Source organism: Pseudomonas sp. Z5-35, from assembly GCF_051131945.1.
Lineage (GTDB): Bacteria > Pseudomonadota > Gammaproteobacteria > Pseudomonadales > Pseudomonadaceae > Aquipseudomonas > Aquipseudomonas marvdashtae.
Genome location: NZ_CP071640.1, coordinates 748,989 through 766,982, shown reverse-complemented (window position 1 = coordinate 766,982; position 17,994 = coordinate 748,989). Strand labels below are relative to the sequence as shown.

Genomic DNA, 17,994 nt, shown 5'->3' with positions numbered 1-17,994 from the left:
TTTTGTATCCGTCCTAGTTTTCGTAAAGGTCTTGCTATGCAAGACCTTTTTGTTGCCTAAGGACAGCTTGCGCCCCGCCCTACCTCACCTCAACAATATCCAAAGCCCGATTCGCCAACAGCTCACTCACCTCAATCACCTGCAAAATCCCCATCGCAACACGCCGTCGCGAGCCTTCCAGGTCAAACGCCAAATCACTGATCATGGCGTTAGCCGAAGCCAGGTTTTCACTGAGACTAGCAAGCAAACACTCCGAATCAACATCAGGAGCGATGCGAAAGATGGAGTTGGGCTTGTCAGACGTTTCTTTCTTAAGCGTAGGCTTTAGATAAAAATCCAAAGCCCGATCGGCTGCCTCATCAAGCTTTTTATTCCGAGCAGATTGAACGCGGGACACATGCTCGTCTGCAATCGAAGGGTTTGGTGTAATTTTAGCCATGGTAAAGCTCCTAGAGTCTGTTGGAGCTACCACCATTCGCTGCGAAACGAAGTTGGGGTGGCAGCTGTACGCGGGTTCGCAGACCGGGACTCTAGGGACCGGCAGACCCATGGGGCCTCCCACGCACAGCCACCTCTGACGAAATCACAGACATGAGGATCTGCTTTCGAGGGTGACGTTATGCGCCTATAGAGTCCGGGCTGCGAAACCCGATCACTGATTATCAGTGACGGACTCAAACTACCGACGCCCTCCAAGACGCACAAGCCGGCGGATTCTGGCGTAGTTGTAGGCAATGGCGCAAGGCGATGTCGGTCGTGGCTGGTCTCGTGGAGTCACGATAAACAGCTGGCCAGAATGTTGGCTGACACACTGCTATCGCGAGTAAGCTCGCCCCCCACAGAGAAGCTTGTGTGCATATGTCGCTGGTGGCGACATGACGATAGAACGTGTCGCTGAAATCAAAGAATGGCGGGGACGCATCAGGCATTTCAAACATAGGACTGGCGGGAACAGGTTTACTCGTGAATGCGGTGCGTTAGCGTTATTTATGTTGCTCGATATGGTGCTATCGCGAGCAAAGAGCGACGCGGCGGTTGGGGAAATTGTGCAAGAGGTACTTGCACAACTTCTCTGTCAGCGCTCCAGCTATGACTAGGACTCGCTTGCCCCGAAACGCTGCTCGGCCAGGATGTCCTCAACCGTGCGTTCATGACCTGCCTTCACCAGTTTCAAGTCGTATCCGGCCGCTTCCAATAACCGAACGAGGGCCGATACGCTCATATCCCCTTTAGCTAGTGTCTCCATACGCGCTACCGTTGAACGTGATACGCCAGCGCGACTGGCCAAGGCTTCTTGGCTCAAATGGGCCTCACCTCGAGCCTGTTTCAGCATTTCGGCCACATCAAACAGGGTGGTCATTTGTAGCCCTCGAGCATCAAACATCTATATTTTTCTGATTGCTGTAGCCCTGGGGACACAGCATCGCGAGTTTCGATTTGTGATTTGTGCAGCAGTACTGCACTAATTGAGCGATAAATTCCTTTCAATCTCTCGCCCACAAAAAAGGCCTTGCCATGCAAGACCTTTTTTTCATGCCTGGGGTAAGCGCGGCCCCTTGTTACCTCACCTCAATAATATCCAAAGCCCGATTCGCCAACAGTTCACTCACCTCAATCACCTGCAAAATCCCCATCGCAATACGCCGTCGCGACCCATCCAGGTCAAACGCCAAATCACTGATCATGGCGTTGGCCGAAGCCAGGTTTTCGCTGAGGTTGGCAAGCAGACATTCCGAATCAACATCCGGTGCGATACGGAAAATAGTGTTGGGTTTGTCGGACGTTTCCTTCTTGGGCGTAGGCTTAAGATAAAAATCCAAAGCCCGATCAGCCGCTTCATCAAGCTTTTTATTACGAGCAGCCTGAACACGAGACACATGCTCGTCTGCAATCGGAGGGTTTGGTGTAATTTTTGCCATTAACTTAGGTTCCTGTATGTGATGCTGCAACCGCCTCGCGACTAAACGAGAGGGCGGCAGCTGTACGCAGGTTAGTCGACCGGTGAACCTAAGAATCCCGGCGCGCCCGGGGGCGCCCTGCGCACAGTTGCCATCAATACAGGAACAGCAAAGCCTGTCCGACGGGACCTGATACGCCTTAGGTTGAGACGGGCGACTAAACCCGATCACTGATAAGCAGTGACAGGACCCAAGCTACCGACCAATCCCAAGGCGCACAAGCCGGCGGATTCTGGCGTAGTTGTAGGCAATGGCGCAAGGCGCTGTCAGGCGCGCCAGAATCCCACGCGCCCCGATAAACAACGCTGCCCTTGCCCCAACGGGTCGTGTGTTGGATGGTTTTGGGGCTGCTGCGCAGCCCAGCGGGAGCAAGCTCCCTCGCCACGGGGGCGTCGTTTTAGCCATTACGTTCCTATAGGGAGCGTCGGTTTCCGACGGCGCAGGGGCAATTTGAGAATTGCCCTACATACGCTGTTTCTTTCCCTGACTTCTTTCCCCTGCCAACCCCGGCACAGTCTCGCGCCCACTTCCGTGCTGCGAGCTGCCTGCATGTCCAACTACGACAAAATCCTTGCCCAGGGCAACATCATCGGTTCGCTGGTGATGGCAGCCATGGATTCTGACCAGCCGGATGTCGAGGCAGTGTTGCAGGACTTTCGCCACTGCCTGAACGACTACGACAGTTGGGCGGAACGTTTCTGGACTGGTCGGGCGCTGGACATCGAGCAGATGTTCAAGGTGGGCAACGAGGTGTCGCTCGCGCCAGCGAAAAATGGCGGCAAGCAGGTCAGCGCCGTAATGGCGGCCTGCCCGGCCCAAGGCCCGTTGACGCTGGTGCACATGTTCCAGTCCTCGCGTTTCGTGCCGATCGGCGACACGCCGGTGATGCTCGAACCGGTCATCGGGGGCGAGCAGGGGAAGGACGTATTTGGCGAGCCAGTCCGTCACGTTATCGGCCCCAGCGGCATCCTGGAGATCCCCGAGTGCGATCGCGGCCAGCGTTACCGAATCACCTTTTTTCCTGATGTCACGACGGATCATGTGAAAGCTCTGTACGCCTCCTACCAGCTCGTGATCGTCGAGCTCGAAGGTTGGCTGAAAGCGGAGTGGGAGGAGTTTCAACCGCTCTGGAAAGAGTTCTCCGAAAGCGGCTTCGTGAAGCGCTTCAACGTCTTGCAAGAAGCCGAGCAGCGCGGTTTTGAAAGAGCCGTGTATGGGCTGTGGGACAACGTCAAACAGATCTTTAATCTGTTGGCGGACCTGCAGGCCAACAGTGAAAAGCTGCTGGAATACCTCACCGAGGTCGAGCTTGAGCAATTGGTGAAAGCTTCATCGCAGGCGATTGCCAAGGCCCTGATGATCTTGAGTGACGAGCCTTTGCTCTTCGTCTACACCGCGGCCTTCACCAGTTGGCTGCAGATGCTGCCGCCGCAGTATGTGACCGAAGTCATGGGCGAAATGCGCGCCTCGGTGCTGATCAACTTCCTTTTGACGGCTGTCACCGGTGGCCTGGGTTTGGGGCTAAGCCTGAGCGGCAAGGCGCTGAACTTGATCCGTTCGGAAAGGGCCCGGGGGTGGTTGAAGGCCTCGAGCCAGCGCCTGGGGCAACTCGGCGGCGATCGCCTCGACAAACATACCGATGCACTAAAACCGCTGGTGATCAATGGCCGAGGAACGTCGGCGGGACCGGCGCCGGTCACGCCTTTACAGATCACCGCTGGGGATTCCGCGCCGCTGTCGGTCAGTAATCCGCTCCCGGTCGTGCGGGAAAAATCCCTGCCTTCTACACAGCTAAGCAAATACGAACCCCACGACGACGCCCCCGCCCAATCGAAAAACCCCAACGGCGACCCCGCCGACAGCGCCGACCAAACCCGCACCCATGGCTGCCCGGTGTCGATGGTCACCGGCGAAGAACTGCTGATCCTGGAAGACGGCACCCTCGACGGGCGCATGCCCTTCGTCTTCACCCGCCTTTATCGCACCAGCGCCGCCGACCTGGACGTCGGGCTCGGTCGTGGCTGGAGTCATGCCCTGGCCCATCGCCTTTTGATTGAAGGCGAGCAGGTCATCTGGATCGATCAGGAAAACCGCCGCACCACGTTTCCTCGGCCAAACCTGCAACGTACGGCGATCCACAACAGCCTGGCCCGCGCGGCGATCTACCTGAGCAGCGAGCCGGACGAACTGATCATCGCCCAACCCGGCGACGGTGCGCCTTTCCTACACTTTCGCGACGGTCATCTGATTGCCCTGAGCGATCGGTACGACAACCGCCTGACGATCCAGCGCAACATCTACGGCGACATCAGCCGCGTGGACAACGGCGCTCGGCGCTGCCTGCGCCTGCGTTATGAACACCGCCACCTGGTCGCCATCGATTACCAGAGTTTTCACCTGGAACTGCTGCCGGACGAAGCCTGGCGCACCGAACAGACGCTGGTGACCTACCGCTACGACGCGCGTTGGCGACTGATCGAAGCGACCAACGCCGCCGGCGAAAGCGAACGCTACGACTACGACGACCAGCACGTCATCCTCCAACGGCAACTGGCCGGCGGCGCGAGTTTTTATTGGGAATGGCAAGGCCTCGGCCCGGCGGCCCGCTGCGTGCGGCACTGGGCATCTTTTGCGCAGATGGACAGCCGCTACACCTGGGGCGAGGACGGCAGCGTCACGGTCCAGAACCTCGATGGCAGCCGGGAAGTGTACGTCCATGACGACCGCGCGCGGCTGGTGCGCCAAGTCGATCCTGATGGCGGCGAACACCTCAAGGCCTATGACGAACAGGGTCGGCTGGTCGCTGAGCAGGATCCACTCGGCGCGGTGACCGAATACCGCTACGACGAAGTCGGACGGCTGGTGGCGCTGATTCCGCCCGAAGGCGAGCCCACGTCCTACGAGTACCGCAACGGTTTCCTGCACGCACGGCATCGCGGTAACGCCGTGTGGACCTACCGGCGCAATGAACAGGGCGATGTGATCGAGGCCATCGACCCGGATCGCCACAGCACCTGGTACTCCTACGACACCCAAGGCCAGCTGATCTCCATCCGCTACCCGGACGGCAGCCAACACGCCTTTGTCCGTAATCGCCTGGGCCAGTTGACCGAAGAAATCCTGCCCGACGACAGCCAGCGGATCTTTTCCTACGACGCCCTCGGGCGTTTGCTGACCCGCCAGGACGAACATGGCGCCATCACCCATTACCAATGGGACGCCGTGGGCCGTTTGCTGCAAACCACCTTGCCCACCGGCGCAACCCGCGCCTGGAGCTACAACGCCTACGGCAAGGTCACCGCCGAACGCGACGAACTGGGGCGCATCACCCGCTACGAATACGCCGACGACCTGCACCTGATCAGCCGCCGCCTCAACCCCGACGGCAGCGAACTGAAATACCGCTACGACTCGGCGCGGCTGTTGCTGACGGAAATCGAGAACGAGTCCGGTGAAAAATATCAGCTGGACTACACGCCCAACGGACTGATCCGACAGGAAACCGGCTTCGACGGCCAACGCACCGGCTACGCCTACGACCTCAACGGCCACCTGCTGGAAAAGACCGAGTTTGGTTCCGACGGTAATCAACGGGTCACCGCTTACCAAAGGGATTCTGCAGGACGCCTGCTGCGCAAGACCTTGCCCGACGGCGAAACGGTCGAGTACCGCTACGACGGCCTTGGGCGTCTGGTCAGTGTCGACGACGGCCATTGGCCGCTGGCCTACGAATACGACGCGCAAGACCGCCTCGTCGCCGAACACCAAGGCTGGGCCACCCTGCGTTATCGATACGACAGCGCGGGCCGGCTGATCCATTGCCGTCTGCCCGATCGCAGCACCCTCGACTACCGCCACCTCCCGGGCGGCGCGCTGATTGCCATCGACCTCAACGGCACGTGCCTGACCGAGCACCGTTTCAAAGGCGGACGCGAGACCCAACGCCAGCAGGGCCGGCTGCTCAGCGACTACAGCTACGACGAACAAGGCCGCCTCAAGGCCCAGACCGTGTGGCAGACCCAGCAACAGCAAATGTTCTGGCGCGACTATTCCTACGACGCGGGCGGCAACCTCGCCGCGCTGTCCGACACACGAAACCGCCGCAGCTACCAATACGACAAGCAAGATCGCCTGCTGCGCATCGACTACGCCCACAACCAAGCCCCGGAACGCTTCGCCCACGACCCGGCCGGCAACCTGCTGATGCAAGACCGCCCCGGCCCGACCACCCTCAAGGGCAACCGCCTATTGATGGAGGGCGACCGCCATTACGACTACGACGCCTACGGCAATCTGATCCGCGAACGCCGCGGCACGGCCCAATGCCTGGTCACTGAATACCGCTACGACAGCCAACACCGCCTCATCGGCGTCACCAGCCCGGACGGCAACGAAACGTCCTACCGCTACGACGCCTTCGGCCGACGCATCAGCAAGACCGTGGACGACCAGACCAGCGAATTTATCTGGCAAGGCGACCAGGTCATCGCCGAAAGCAGCGACCAACATTACCAAAGCTACATCTACGAACCCGGCACCTTCCGCCCCCTCGCCCTGCTCGAAGGCGAAGGCCCAGAAAAAGCCACGCCGTTCTACTACCACCTCGACCACCTCGGCACGCCCCAGGAACTGACCAGCCACCAAGGCGAAGTGGTTTGGGCCGCGCGCTACAACGGCTACGGCAAACTCACCGAACTGCGCCACGGCGGCGGCCCCCGACTGCATCAACCGCTACGTTTCCAAGGCCAATACCACGACCGGGAAAGCGGCCTGCACTACAACCGGCACCGGTACTACAATCCGGAGACAGGGCGGTACCTGACGGCGGATCCGAGCAAGCTGGCGGGTGGGCTTAACGGATATCGGTATACCCTGAACCCGACGGGGTGGGTGGATCCGTTGGGGTTGGCCTGTCAATGTCCTGGTGATATCGAGGCCGAGGGGCCATTCAGCGAGATTGTTCCGGGAGGAGGTTTGGCTGCACATGAGGCTCGCGGCGGGCATTTGATTCGGAAGCACATAGGCAGAACAGATGCGCAGCTAGCCCAAAGGATAGAAGCAGAGCCGAATGTCCCAGCGGCCTCCACATTTCCTGACAGAGCGACTGCTGAGTCGTCTGCTGCAAGAGCAATTGCGTCGAACGAAAAAAAAATTGAAAAATTCTTAAACAGTAAAAAAGGGAAGACGACTATCACACATACCTACGCTAAACCGGTGGGAGTTAGTTTAATACGTGGCCACGATGATTACGCACCAGCATACAAAGCGCTCTTCGTATTGATAAAAGACCCTAAAAAACCAGAAGGATATTTTTTACTTACAGGATTCCCTGAAGCATGAATACAAACTTCGAAGAACTACATGATTTTTTTGGCGCTTACTTTCATCAAGACTGGATGATAGAGCATGAAAATGCAGAAGAGGTTATCAGTGCTTTTTTAACCGAATCCGACATTGAAGTCCTAAGACTCGTTCAACAGGAAATCAACTTACTTATCAGAGACAATAAAGATGAACAGAAATTAAGGGAGTACCTCCTGAAGGAGCTTAGCTGTTATTACTGCTACTGGAACGAATGGGAAACCGGTGAGCACTGGCTACTTCATATTGCTAGTAAATTGGATATTATGATCAACCAACTCGACAGCCCCACATAAAAGCCAAAATCCATAGAGTCTCGGCAGATCATTATGCAGACTGTAATCTCGAGTAAAACTCTAGCCGCGTAAAAGATCTCGCTAAGAAGATCTTTTACGCATAACGCTTTCTCTCTACCTCACCTCAACAATATCCAACACCCGATTCGCCAACAATTCACTCACCTCAATAACCTGCAAAATCCCCAACGCAATATGTCGCCTTGACCCATCCAGATCAAACGCCAGATCACTGATCATTGCATTAGCCGAAGCCAGGTTCTCACTCAGATTCGCCAGCAAGCACTCTGAATCGACGTCAGGATCAATACGAAAAATAGTGTTGGGCTTGTCCGACGTTTCGTTTTTGGGCTTGGGTTTCAGATAGAAATCCAAAGCGCGAGTGGCAGCATCGTCGATTTTCTTGTTGCGAGCGGACTGGGCGCGGGAGACATGTTCGTCTGCGTCCGGAGGATTCGGAGTAACTTTTGCCATCATCTTGCTTCCTGTTTTGGAGCCATCACCCGCTCGCTGCTAAACGATGGGAGGCAGCTGTACGCAGGTTAGCAGACCGGGGAAACAAGAAACCGGCGCGTCCGAGGACGCCCTGCGCACAGCTACCATCAAGTGCAGGATGGGGGAATCCTGACTGGATGACGCCTTGCACAACCTGTTTCGCCACGAGCTGCTAAACCCGATCACTGATGAGCAGTGACAGGACTCAAGCTACCGACGCGGCCCCAGGCGCACAAGCCGGCGGATTCTGGCGTAGTTGTAGGCAAAGGCGCAAGGCGATGTCGGCCAGTTATCGATGCTGCGGATTTCAGGACGACGGCTGTAAGAAAACGGAACCCAATCCGGCGAGCGCTCTCAATTCTAAAGAGAGCAACCAAACCTCGGAGCCCGCCACCATGACCCCTCCAACCCTAACCTTCGCCCAACTCCACCCCGGCGATCGCTTCACCCTCCCCGCCGATCACCGCCTATTCACCAAGCTCACCGACAGCACCGCCCGCGAGCACAGCGTGCATTCGATCAATCTCAAGGAAGAAGGCTACGGTAATACCGAAGACCCCATAAAAAACCTGCCCGGGGAAGCGCCGGTCGAGTACGTCCCGGTCGGCGGCCCGCTGCGGGCTGGGGGTTAGCTTTGGGGCTGCTGCGCAGCCCAGCGGGAGCAAGCTCCCTCGCCACAGGTTCAGCGTTTTTTCATATCTCCCAGGGTGTTTCATGCAGATAAATGCGCGAATAGATGCCTACCCGCGCACATTCTCAAGAAATACCCGCCGTCCCCCCTCAACCTATCGTAATCTCGCACCTGCACAAGCCCAGCCCCGAATCCGGCCGAGATCACAGACCCAATGCCCTCCATCTATCAACTCAAGCCCGCCTTCCAGAATCTGCTCCGCCCCACCGTCCAACGTCTTTACAACAACGGCGTCACCGCCAATCAGGTCACGCTCCTGGCCGGCATCGTGTCCGTGTTGGTGGGGGCGGTGGTTGCCTGGTTCGCCAGCCATCCGTGGATTTTCGTCCTGGTGCCGATCTGGATGTTCCTGCGCATGGCATTGAATGCGGTGGACGGCATGTTGGCGCGGGAGTTTGGCCAGCAATCGCATCTGGGCGCGTACCTGAATGAGCTATGCGATATCATCGCCGACGCTGCCTTGATCCTGCCTTTTGCCTTGTTTGCCGATACCAGTCTTTTGCTCGTGTTGTTGGTCACGCTGTTGGCGTTGTTCAGCGAATACGCCGGCGTGTTGGGGGCGATGGTCGGGGCTTCGCGGCGCTATGACGGGCCGATGGGCAAGAGTGATCGCGCCTTTGTGTTCGGCGTGCTGGCGACCGGTATTGCCCTGGGTTGGCTCGGGGCGCTCTGGGTGAATGGTGTGATGGCGGTGGTTGCCGCCCTGCTGGTTTATACCTTGGTCAATCGGGTCCGTCATGGCCTGAGCCAAGTGTCGGAAAACGCCCCCTCAGCATAAGGAAGTTGCAATGCGCGAAGCCCAGGAATTGACGTTCACCACCCACGATGGCGTGGAGTTGTTCTACCGGCACTGGCCGGCTGTCGACATTGTTGCGGGTGAACCCCGTCAGGCGGTGTTGTTGTTTCATCGTGGTCATGAACACTCCGGGCGCATTGCGCACCTGGTGGATGAGCTGGATTTGCCCGGGTTCGAGTTTTTCGCCTGGGACGCGCGCGGCCATGGCCAGTCGCCGGGCGCTCGCGGCGACAGCCCGAGTTTCGCCACCAGTGCGCGGGATGTGCAGACGTTCTGCGATCACATCGGCGCCACGCATCAGATCGACGAACAGAACATTGCCGTGGTGGCGCAAAGCGTCGGCGCGGTGATTGCGTCCACTTGGGTCCACGACTACGCGCCGCGCATCCGCTCGCTGGTGCTGGCGTCGCCGGCCTTCAAGGTCAAGCTCTACGTGCCGTTTGCCCGTCCGGGCCTGGCGTTGATGCGCAAGTTTCGTGGCAACTTTTTCGTCAACAGTTACGTCAAGGCCAAGTTCCTCAGCCATGACCCGGAGCGCGTGGCGTCCTACGACAACGACCCGCTGATCACCAAGGCGATTTCGGTGAACGTGCTGCTGGGCCTGTACGAAGCGGCCGACCGGGTTGTCGCCGATGCCCAGGCGATCCAGGTGCCGACGCAGCTGTTGATCTCCGGTTCCGACTTCGTTGTGCACCGCAAACCCCAGGAACAGTTCTTCGAGCGGCTGGGCAGCCTGCACAAGGAAAAGCACGTCCTGCCGGGGTTCTTCCACGACACCCTCGGTGAGAAGAACCGTGCTCCGGCCATTGCCAGCGCCCGCCGTTTCATCCTGCAAAACTTTGCCCGCCCGCTGGACCGCCCTTCCCTGCTGGATGCCGATCGCCTGGGCGTGACCTGCGCCGAAGCGGAAACCCTCGCCACGCCGCTGCCGCACAATTCGCTGCGTGATCTTTACTGGCGCATGACCCGCGCCAGCATGCGCTTTGGCAGCAAGTTGTCGGCTGGCGTGAAGCTGGGTTTCGACACCGGGTTCGACTCCGGCAGCACCCTGGATTACGTCTACCGCAATCGCCCTACCGGCACTTCGGCGCTGGGGAAAGCGATCGATCAGAACTACCTGAACTCCATCGGCTGGCGCGGCATTCGCCAGCGCAAATTGCACGTCGAGGAGTTGCTGCGCCTGGCCATGGGCAAGTTGCGCGAGCAAGACCGCGAAGTGCGCATCGTCGACATCGCCGCCGGCCATGGCCGGTACATTCTTGAAGCGCTGCAAGGCGTCAGTCCACTGCCGGAGTCGATCCTGCTGCGCGACTACAGCGACATCAACGTGCGCGACGGCAATGCGCTGATCGTTGAAAAAGGCCTGGGTGACATTGCGCAGTTCGTCAAAGGCGATGCCTTCGATCGTCAGGACCTGGCGGCGCTGGAGCCCAAGCCGACCCTGGCCGTGGTGTCCGGCTTGTACGAGTTGTTTGCCGATAACCAGATGGTCGGCGCTTCCCTCGCCGGTCTGGCCGAAGCCGTTGAGCCTGGCGGATTCCTGGTCTACACCGGCCAGCCATGGCACCCGCAACTGGAGCTGATCGCCCGCGCCCTGACCAGCCACCGCGCCGGCCAGGCCTGGGTGATGCGCCGACGTACGCAAGCGGAAATGGATCAATTGGTTGAGGCGGCGGGTTTCCGCAAGATCACGCTGCGGGTCGATGAATGGGGCATTTTCAGCGTTTCCCTGGCTCAGCGAGTGCAGTAATGAGCGCCGTCATTGCTCCGGCCCGCGAACCGGCACTGCTGAAACCGGCGGTGCTCTGGCTGCTGTTGCTCGCGCCGCTGTTCTTCACTACCTACGGCTTCGCCACTTGGGTCACCGCCCAGCGTGACGACGTCGGCAGCCTGGTGTTCGACTGGGAAAGCCACATGCCGTTCATGGCGTGGACCATCGTGCCGTACTGGTCGATTGACCTGCTCTACGGCCTGTCCCTGCTGCTGCCCAACAGCCGCGACGAACTCAAGCGCCACGCCTTGCGGCTGCTCACGGCCCAGGTGATTGCGGTCAGTTGTTTCCTGCTCTGGCCGCTGACATTTACCTTCCCACGGCCAGAAATGGATGGCGTGTTCGGCTGGATGTTCGACGTGCTGGCGGGCTTCGACAAGCCGTTCAACCAGGCGCCGTCGCTGCACATCGCGCTGCTGGTGGTGCTCTGGGTTTGCTATCAACGCCACCTGCAAGGTATTCGGCGTTGGTTGATGCACGGCTGGTTCGCCTTGATTGGCGTGTCGGTGCTGACCACCTATCAACACCACTTCGTCGACGTGCCCACCGGCGCGTTGGCGGGTTGGTTGTGCGTCTGGTTGTGGCCGCTGGACCGGCCGAGTCCGCTGCAAAGTGCCCGGCTGACGAGCGACTCCGCCCGCCGGCGACTGGCCTTGCGTTACGGCTTGGGCGCGGCGGTGTTCTTTACCTTGGCGTTCGCGTTCGGCGGCGCGTGGCTCTGGCTAATCTGGCCGGCGGTCGCGGTACTCATGGTCGCGCTGAACTACCTGGTGTTCGGCGCCAGCGGGTTCCAGAAGCGTGAGGATGGCCGGTTGAGCCCGGCGGTGCGTTGGTTGTTGGCGCCGTATCTGGCGGCGGCCTGGATCAATTCCCGCGTGTGGACGCGCAAACATCCGCAGCCGGATCAGGTCGCGGATGACGTCTGGCTCGGACGAATTCCTACCTCGGCGTCGCTTAAAAGCAGCCCGTTTACTGGCGTGCTCGACCTCTGCGCCGAGTTGTCGATGGACAGCACCGCAATCGCCTATCGCAGCTTGCCGGTGCTCGACCTGACGGCACCGACGGCCGAGCAGTGCCTGAACGCGGCGCAGATGATTGAGCAACTGCGTCAGCACGGGCCGGTGCTGGTCTGCTGCGCCCTGGGTTATTCGCGCAGTGCCACCGCCGTGGCGGCGTGGTTGCTGGACAGCGGTCGCGCCGAGAGTGTCGACGCGGCCATCGCCCAGATTCGCCAAGCCCGGCCGGGTATCGTGTTGCACCCGGCCCATCGCCAGGCGTTGGAGCAACTGTCCAAGGGATTCGGGGCATGGTCATGAGCAGCGACATGGAACTGCACACCGTGGCGAGCCTGTTGCGGCGCGGTCAGTCGCTGGACCAGTTTTCCACCGGCTTGACCCTGTTGGCGGCGCTGATCGGCCTGGGCCAATGGCTGGTGGGCAGCATCGATCCGTGGCTGCTGTTGCTGAGCTTCGGCGTGTTCGTCCTCGGCATGCAGGAGAAATATCTGGCGTTTCGCGTGGCGTTTGATGCCGACCTGTTTCAGATCGTCGCGGATGCCGGCAAGCCGCTGACCGAACGCACCGAGGCGCTGGACGCAGCCCTCGCCAATCTCGGCCTGCAACCGGTCGAGCGTGGCGGGCGTTCATGGCCCGAGCGCAGCCACGGTTCGATGCGACTGCTTCGCCGCCAAGCCTTGTCGGTGGCTACGCAAGCGGTGTTGACGGTGAGCGTCATTCTGGCCAGTCCCTGGCTGATGTTCTCTGGTGTTTAAACAATGAATTACAGGAAAAGATGGCTTTGTGGCGAGGGAGCTTGCTCCCGCTGGGCCGGTCCGAGGCTTCGGGCGCAGCGGCCCCAAAACCAAGCACTGCGTTGTGTCAGGCTGATTACATTGAAGCCTAATGGGTCTGCTGCGCAGCCCAGCGGGAGCAAGCTCCCTCGCCACGATGGTTTGTCAGCTATAGAAGTCGCATAAAACCAAAGCTTTCAGGACAAGGAATCCTCATGTTCGAACCCGTGGTCGCCAATCTCATCACCTCCGCCGCGCGCATGGTCACCGGCGCTCGCAGCCTGTGGCTCGGCTGCGCGCCGACGCCGGTGCAGCGGATCTATTTCGCCAACCACAGCAGCCACGGCGACTTCGTGTTGCTCTGGGCCTCGCTGCCGCCGGCGCTGCGCAAGCTCACCCGCCCGGTTGCCGGGGCCGACTATTGGCAGACCAGCCCGATGCGCCGCTACATCATCAATCGGGTGTTCAACGGCGTGCTGGTGGATCGTGAGCGCAAGGACCCGTCCTACAGCCCCTTGCAGCCGATGCTCGATGCGCTGGAAAACGGCGACTCGCTGATCATCTTCCCCGAGGGCACGCGCAATCCGGAGGAAGGCCTGCTGCCGTTCAAGAGCGGGATCTATCACTTGATGAAAAGCCACCCCGAGGTCGAAGTGATCCCGGTGTGGATCGCCAACCTCAACCGCGTCATGCCCAAGGGCCGGGTGCTGCCGCTGCCGCTGCTGTGCACCACCAGTTTCGGTGCGCCGCTGCGCATCGAGGACGGCGAAAGCAAAGAGCACTTTCTTGAACGCAGCCGCGCCGCACTGCTGGCGCTGGCCCCGGAGCACGTCTGACATGGATCGATATACCTTGATGTTGTTTGGCGGGATCGGCGCGATTCTGCTGCTGGCTTCGCTGGTCGGTTTCATTCTCAAGCTGCGGACAAAAGGCGCGCCGAATTCGGTCATCGAGAACCTCAACGCCCGGATCAACGCCTGGTGGATCATGGTGCTGGTGATCGGCATCGCGTTCTGGCTCGGCAATGCGGCGGTGATCCTGTTGTTCTACGCGGTATCGTTCTATGCCCTGCGGGAATTCCTGACGCTCACGCCCACGCGACGCAGTGACTACCCGGCCCTGGTAGCGGCGTTCTACCTGGCGTTGCCGCTGCAATACCTGCTGATCTACTTCGACTGGTACGGGCTGTTTTCGATTTTCATCCCGGTGTACGTGTTCCTGCTGCTGCCGATCCTCGCGTCCCTGGGCGGCGACAGCACACACTTCCTCGAGCGCGCTTCCAAGGTGCAATGGGGGCTGATGATCGCGGTGTTCTGCATCTCCTTCGTGCCGGCCTTATTGACCTTGGACATCGCCGGTTTCGAAGGGCGCAACCTGCTGCTGATCGCCTACCTAGTGATCGTGGTGCAGCTGTCGGACGTGTTGCAGTACGTCTGCGGCAAGTTGTTCGGCAAGCACAAGATCGCGCCAAACCTGTCGCCGTCGAAAACCGTCGAGGGCTTTGTCGGCGGGATTTTCCTGGCCTCGCTGATTGGTGGCGCGTTGTGGTGGATCACGCCGTTCAACCCGTGGCAGTCGTTCCTCATCGCCTTGCTGATCAACCTGCTGGGCTTTGCTGGCGGCATCGTCATGTCGGCGATCAAGCGCGACCGCGGCGTCAAGGATTGGGGGCACATGATCGAAGGCCACGGCGGCATGCTCGACCGGTTGGACTCGGTGTGCTTCGCCGCGCCGATCTTCTTTCATCTGGTTCGGTATTGGTGGACGTGAAATAAACCTGTGAGGCTGAAGAGGTTTCTGTGGCGAGGGAGCTTGCTCCCGCTGGGCTGCGCAGCAGACCCAAAATCTTAGGGCCGCTGCGCGACCCAGCGGGAGCAAGCTCCCTCGCCACGAAGAGCGGGTCGCCGTACCGCCTCAATGGGCCAACATGTTGTGATGCACGCTGTACATGATCCACAGCGACAGCCCCACCAACAGCGCAATCACCACCGTGGAGAACACCAGCGCCGTCAGGTTCCAGCGTTGCTGCGGTGAGAAGTCCAGGTGCAGGAAATAGATCAGGTGCACGACGATCTGGATCACCGCAAATACCGCCACGATCCCGGCCGTCATGGACTTTGGCAATGTGGGATACATCACCAGGGCGAACGGGATCACGGTAAGGATGACCGAGAGAACGAACCCGGTGAGGTAGGACTTTGCGCTGCCGTGGCTGGCATCGACGCTGCTCTGAAGATTGCTCATCTACATCACTCCAAACAGATAGACCACGGTAAACACACAAATCCACACCACGTCGAGGAAGTGCCAGAACAGGCTCAGGCATCCCATGCGGGTGGCGTTGACGGTGGTCAGGCCGTTGCGTTGCACTTGGAACATCACCACGGCCATCCAGATCAGGCCCGTGGTGACATGCAGGCCGTGGGTGCCTACCAGCGTGAAGAAACCGGTGAGGAAGGCGCTGCGGTTGGGGCCGTAGCCTTCGGCAATGAGCTTCTGGAACTCATGGACTTCCATGCCGATGAACGCCAGGCCAAGAACGAACGTCAGGCCGAGCCAGGCCAATACCTTCTGCTTCTGGCCGGCGCTCAGGGCGAGCATGGCGAAGCCGTAGGTAATGCTGCTGAACAGCAGGATGAACGTTTCCGTCAGCACGTAGGGCAATTCGAAAATGTCGGCGGAGCCAGGGCCGCCGGCGACGCTCTGGCCGAGTACCGCATAGGTCGCGAACAGCGTTGCGAACAAAATGCAGTCGGTCATCATGTAGACCCAGAAGCCGAACAGGGTCATGGAGCTGGCGTCCGAGTGCCCGTGTTCGGATTCCGGCGCCGTGGCGTTTGGCTGGACGAGATTGGACATGGATCAAGCCTCCGCCAATGCCTTGATGCGTTGATTTTCGATCCGCGCCACCTCTTCGGCGGGGACGTAGTAATCGATGTCGTCATCGGCGCTGCGCCAGATCACGCCACCAATGGTCGCGACCAGCCCGACGATGGCCAGCCACCAGATATGCCAGACCAAGGCGAAACACATGATCAGGCTGAACAGGCTGATGACCAGGCCCATGGCGGTGTTGCGCGGCATGTGAATGCTCTGGTAATCGGCTTCGACGACGGTCTTCTGGCCGCGCTCCTTCATGCCCCAATAGGCGTCGATGCCGTCCACCACCGGTTGCTGGGCGAAGTTGTAGAACGGCGGCGGCGAGGCGGTGGACCACTCCAGCGTGCGGCCGTCCCATGGGTCGCCGGTGAGGTCGCGGTTCTGGTGGCGCTGGCGAATGCTGAAGTAGAACTGCAGGATCTGGCAGACCACGCCGCAGAGAATGATGCCGACGCCGAGCAATTCCAGTTCCAGCCACGGCCGCCATTCGGGTACGTTGAAGTGATTCAGGCGCCGGGTCATGCCCATGAAGCCCAGGAAATAGGACGGCATGAAGGCAAAGTAGAAGCCGATGATCCAGCACCAGAACGCCGCCCGGCCAAAACCATCATGAAGCTTGAAGCCGAAGGCCTTGGGGAACCAGTACGTCAGGCCACACAGATAGCCGAACACGGCGCCGCCGATGATGACGTTATGGAAGTGGGCGATCAGGAACAGGCTGTTGTGCAGCAGGAAATCCGCGCCGGGCACCGCCAGCAACACGCCGGTCATGCCGCCGATGCTGAAGGTGACGATAAAGCCGACCGTCCACAGCATCGGCGTTTCAAAGCGCACGCGCCCACGGTACATGGTGAACAGCCAAGTGAAGATTTTCACCCCGGTGGGCACGGCGATGATCATGGTCATGATGCCGAAGAACGCGTTGACGTTCGCCCCCGAGCCCATGGTGAAGAAGTGGTGCACCCAGACGATGAACGACAGGATCGTGATTGCAATCGTCGCCCACACCAGCGAGTGGTAGCCGAACAGGCGCTTGCGGCTGAAGGTCGACGCCACCTCGGAGAAGATGCCGAACGCCGGCAGGATCAGGATGTACACCTCCGGGTGGCCCCAGGCCCAGATGAGGTTGACGTACATCATCGGGTTGCCGCCCAGCTCGTTGGTGAAGAAGTGCATGTCCAGGTAGCGGTCGAGGCTGAGCATCAACAGCGTGGCGGTGAGAATCGGGAACGAGGCAAGGATCAGCACCGCCGTGCACAGCACCGTCCAGGTGAACACCGGCATGCGGAAAAGGGTCATGCCCGGCGTACGCATTTTCAGGATGGTGACGAAGAAATTCACCCCGGTGAGTAACGTCCCCACGCCGGATACCTGCAATGACCAGATGTAGTAATCCACCCCGACCCCGGGGCTGTAGGACAACCCTGATAACGGCGGATACGCGACCCAACCGGTGCGGGCGAATTCACCGACCGCCAGGGAGATGTTCACCAGCATTGCACCGGCGACGAACAGCCAGAAACTCAACGCATTGAGGAACGGGAACGCCACGTCCCGGGCACCGATCTGCAAGGGCACGACGATGTTCATCAAGCCCACCACCAGCGGCATCGCCATGAAGAAAATCATGATCACGCCATGGGCCGTGAAGATCTGGTCGTAGTGTTCCGGAGGCAGGTAGCCGGGCGAGCCGTCGGACGCCATGGCCTGTTGCGTGCGCATCATGATCGCGTCGGAGAAACCGCGCAGTAGCATCACCAGCGCCACGATGATGTACATCACGCCGATGCGCTTGTGGTCCACCGAGGTAAACCACTCTTTCCACAGGTAGGTCCATTTGCGCTGATAGGTGATGGCGCCCATGCCGGCCAAGGCAACCAGGCCCACCACCGCCAGCGTCCACATGATGATCGGCTCATCCGTCGGGATCGCCTCAAGGGTGAGTTTTCCAAACATG

At 59.8% G+C, this 17,994-nt stretch carries 16 protein-coding genes; 9 read left to right on the top strand and 7 right to left on the bottom strand.

The window, feature by feature from the left end; genetic code table 11:
- Positions 1-79: 79 nt before the first annotated feature.
- From J3P95_RS03665 to J3P95_RS03655, 3 genes are all read right to left on the bottom strand, one after another.
- Positions 80-439, bottom strand: coding sequence for a DUF6124 family protein (locus J3P95_RS03665; RefSeq protein ID WP_434578669.1), 360 nt, complete (start codon positions 437-439; stop codon positions 80-82).
- A gap of 654 nt (positions 440-1,093) precedes the next feature.
- Positions 1,094-1,360, bottom strand: coding sequence for a helix-turn-helix transcriptional regulator (locus J3P95_RS03660; protein WP_434578670.1), 267 nt, complete (start codon positions 1,358-1,360; stop codon positions 1,094-1,096).
- A 199-nt stretch (positions 1,361-1,559) separates the two neighbouring features.
- Positions 1,560-1,919, bottom strand: a complete 360-nt coding sequence (locus J3P95_RS03655) for a DUF6124 family protein (protein WP_434578671.1) — start codon at positions 1,917-1,919, stop codon at positions 1,560-1,562.
- A gap of 588 nt (positions 1,920-2,507) precedes the next feature.
- Between J3P95_RS03655 and J3P95_RS03650 the strand changes: the two genes are divergently transcribed.
- Positions 2,508-7,298 (top strand): RNase A-like domain-containing protein, encoded by a 4,791-nt coding sequence (locus J3P95_RS03650; RefSeq protein WP_434626329.1) that lies wholly within the window; start codon positions 2,508-2,510, stop codon positions 7,296-7,298.
- Complete coding sequence (locus tag J3P95_RS03645; protein WP_434578675.1) at positions 7,295-7,615, top strand: contact-dependent growth inhibition system immunity protein; 321 nt, start codon at positions 7,295-7,297, stop codon at positions 7,613-7,615. Before J3P95_RS03650 ends, J3P95_RS03645 begins: the two co-directional genes overlap by 4 nt.
- Before the next feature lie 114 nt (positions 7,616-7,729).
- On the opposite strand, the gene J3P95_RS03640 is transcribed toward J3P95_RS03645, so the two are convergent.
- A complete protein-coding gene (locus J3P95_RS03640) occupies positions 7,730-8,089 on the bottom strand; it encodes a DUF6124 family protein (protein WP_434581303.1) in 360 nt (119 codons plus the stop codon).
- Between the two features lie 416 nt (positions 8,090-8,505).
- Between J3P95_RS03640 and J3P95_RS03635 the strand changes: the two genes are divergently transcribed.
- From J3P95_RS03635 to J3P95_RS03605, 7 genes are all read left to right on the top strand, one after another.
- On the top strand, positions 8,506-8,742 hold the full coding sequence (locus tag J3P95_RS03635) for a hypothetical protein (protein WP_434578677.1): 237 nt from the start codon (positions 8,506-8,508) through the stop codon (positions 8,740-8,742).
- Positions 8,743-8,955: 213 nt separating this feature from the next.
- Complete coding sequence (locus tag J3P95_RS03630) at positions 8,956-9,579, top strand: CDP-alcohol phosphatidyltransferase family protein (protein WP_434578679.1); 624 nt, start codon at positions 8,956-8,958, stop codon at positions 9,577-9,579.
- 10 nt (positions 9,580-9,589) lie between these two features.
- Entirely contained in the window at positions 9,590-11,347 is a 1,758-nt protein-coding gene (locus J3P95_RS03625; protein WP_434578680.1) for a bifunctional alpha/beta hydrolase/class I SAM-dependent methyltransferase, read from the top strand.
- Positions 11,347-12,684, top strand: coding sequence for a phosphatase PAP2/dual specificity phosphatase family protein (locus J3P95_RS03620; protein WP_434578682.1), 1,338 nt, complete (start codon positions 11,347-11,349; stop codon positions 12,682-12,684). Before J3P95_RS03625 ends, J3P95_RS03620 begins: the two co-directional genes overlap by 1 nt.
- Positions 12,681-13,139 (top strand): hypothetical protein, encoded by a 459-nt coding sequence (locus J3P95_RS03615; protein WP_434581305.1) that lies wholly within the window; start codon positions 12,681-12,683, stop codon positions 13,137-13,139. Before J3P95_RS03620 ends, J3P95_RS03615 begins: the two co-directional genes overlap by 4 nt.
- A gap of 233 nt (positions 13,140-13,372) precedes the next feature.
- On the top strand, positions 13,373-13,993 hold the full coding sequence (locus J3P95_RS03610; RefSeq protein WP_434578684.1) for a lysophospholipid acyltransferase family protein: 621 nt from the start codon (positions 13,373-13,375) through the stop codon (positions 13,991-13,993).
- 1 nt (position 13,994) lies between these two features.
- Positions 13,995-14,927 carry a phosphatidate cytidylyltransferase gene (locus tag J3P95_RS03605; RefSeq protein WP_186614607.1) on the top strand — a complete coding sequence of 311 codons (933 nt, stop codon included), beginning with the start codon at positions 13,995-13,997 and terminating at the stop codon, positions 14,925-14,927.
- A 144-nt stretch (positions 14,928-15,071) separates the two neighbouring features.
- On the opposite strand, the gene cyoD is transcribed toward J3P95_RS03605, so the two are convergent.
- The 3 genes from cyoD to cyoB are packed head-to-tail and all read right to left on the bottom strand — an operon-like array spanning position 15,072 to position 17,993.
- Positions 15,072-15,401: a cytochrome o ubiquinol oxidase subunit IV gene (gene cyoD / locus J3P95_RS03600; protein ID WP_186641099.1), complete on the bottom strand. Its 330-nt coding sequence runs from the start codon at positions 15,399-15,401 to the stop codon at positions 15,072-15,074.
- A complete protein-coding gene (cyoC, locus tag J3P95_RS03595; protein ID WP_434560736.1) occupies positions 15,402-16,016 on the bottom strand; it encodes a cytochrome o ubiquinol oxidase subunit III in 615 nt (204 codons plus the stop codon).
- A gap of 3 nt (positions 16,017-16,019) precedes the next feature.
- On the bottom strand, positions 16,020-17,993 hold the full coding sequence (gene cyoB, locus J3P95_RS03590) for a cytochrome o ubiquinol oxidase subunit I (RefSeq protein WP_434578686.1): 1,974 nt from the start codon (positions 17,991-17,993) through the stop codon (positions 16,020-16,022).
- Between the last annotated feature and the right edge of the window lies 1 nt (position 17,994).

Coding starts and splice junctions, on each gene's coding strand:
- J3P95_RS03665 (WP_434578669.1), bottom strand. CDS start 439: ATGGCTAAAATTACACCAAACCCTTCGATTGCAGACGAGCATGTGTCC.
- J3P95_RS03660 (WP_434578670.1), bottom strand. CDS start 1,360: ATGACCACCCTGTTTGATGTGGCCGAAATGCTGAAACAGGCTCGAGGT.
- J3P95_RS03655 (WP_434578671.1), bottom strand. CDS start 1,919: ATGGCAAAAATTACACCAAACCCTCCGATTGCAGACGAGCATGTGTCT.
- J3P95_RS03650 (WP_434626329.1), top strand. CDS start 2,508: ATGTCCAACTACGACAAAATCCTTGCCCAGGGCAACATCATCGGTTCG.
- J3P95_RS03645 (WP_434578675.1), top strand. CDS start 7,295: ATGAATACAAACTTCGAAGAACTACATGATTTTTTTGGCGCTTACTTT.
- J3P95_RS03640 (WP_434581303.1), bottom strand. CDS start 8,089: ATGGCAAAAGTTACTCCGAATCCTCCGGACGCAGACGAACATGTCTCC.
- J3P95_RS03635 (WP_434578677.1), top strand. CDS start 8,506: ATGACCCCTCCAACCCTAACCTTCGCCCAACTCCACCCCGGCGATCGC.
- J3P95_RS03630 (WP_434578679.1), top strand. CDS start 8,956: ATGCCCTCCATCTATCAACTCAAGCCCGCCTTCCAGAATCTGCTCCGC.
- J3P95_RS03625 (WP_434578680.1), top strand. CDS start 9,590: ATGCGCGAAGCCCAGGAATTGACGTTCACCACCCACGATGGCGTGGAG.
- J3P95_RS03620 (WP_434578682.1), top strand. CDS start 11,347: ATGAGCGCCGTCATTGCTCCGGCCCGCGAACCGGCACTGCTGAAACCG.
- J3P95_RS03615 (WP_434581305.1), top strand. CDS start 12,681: ATGAGCAGCGACATGGAACTGCACACCGTGGCGAGCCTGTTGCGGCGC.
- J3P95_RS03610 (WP_434578684.1), top strand. CDS start 13,373: ATGTTCGAACCCGTGGTCGCCAATCTCATCACCTCCGCCGCGCGCATG.
- J3P95_RS03605 (WP_186614607.1), top strand. CDS start 13,995: ATGGATCGATATACCTTGATGTTGTTTGGCGGGATCGGCGCGATTCTG.
- cyoD (WP_186641099.1), bottom strand. CDS start 15,401: ATGAGCAATCTTCAGAGCAGCGTCGATGCCAGCCACGGCAGCGCAAAG.
- cyoC (WP_434560736.1), bottom strand. CDS start 16,016: ATGTCCAATCTCGTCCAGCCAAACGCCACGGCGCCGGAATCCGAACAC.
- cyoB (WP_434578686.1), bottom strand. CDS start 17,993: ATGTTTGGAAAACTCACCCTTGAGGCGATCCCGACGGATGAGCCGATC.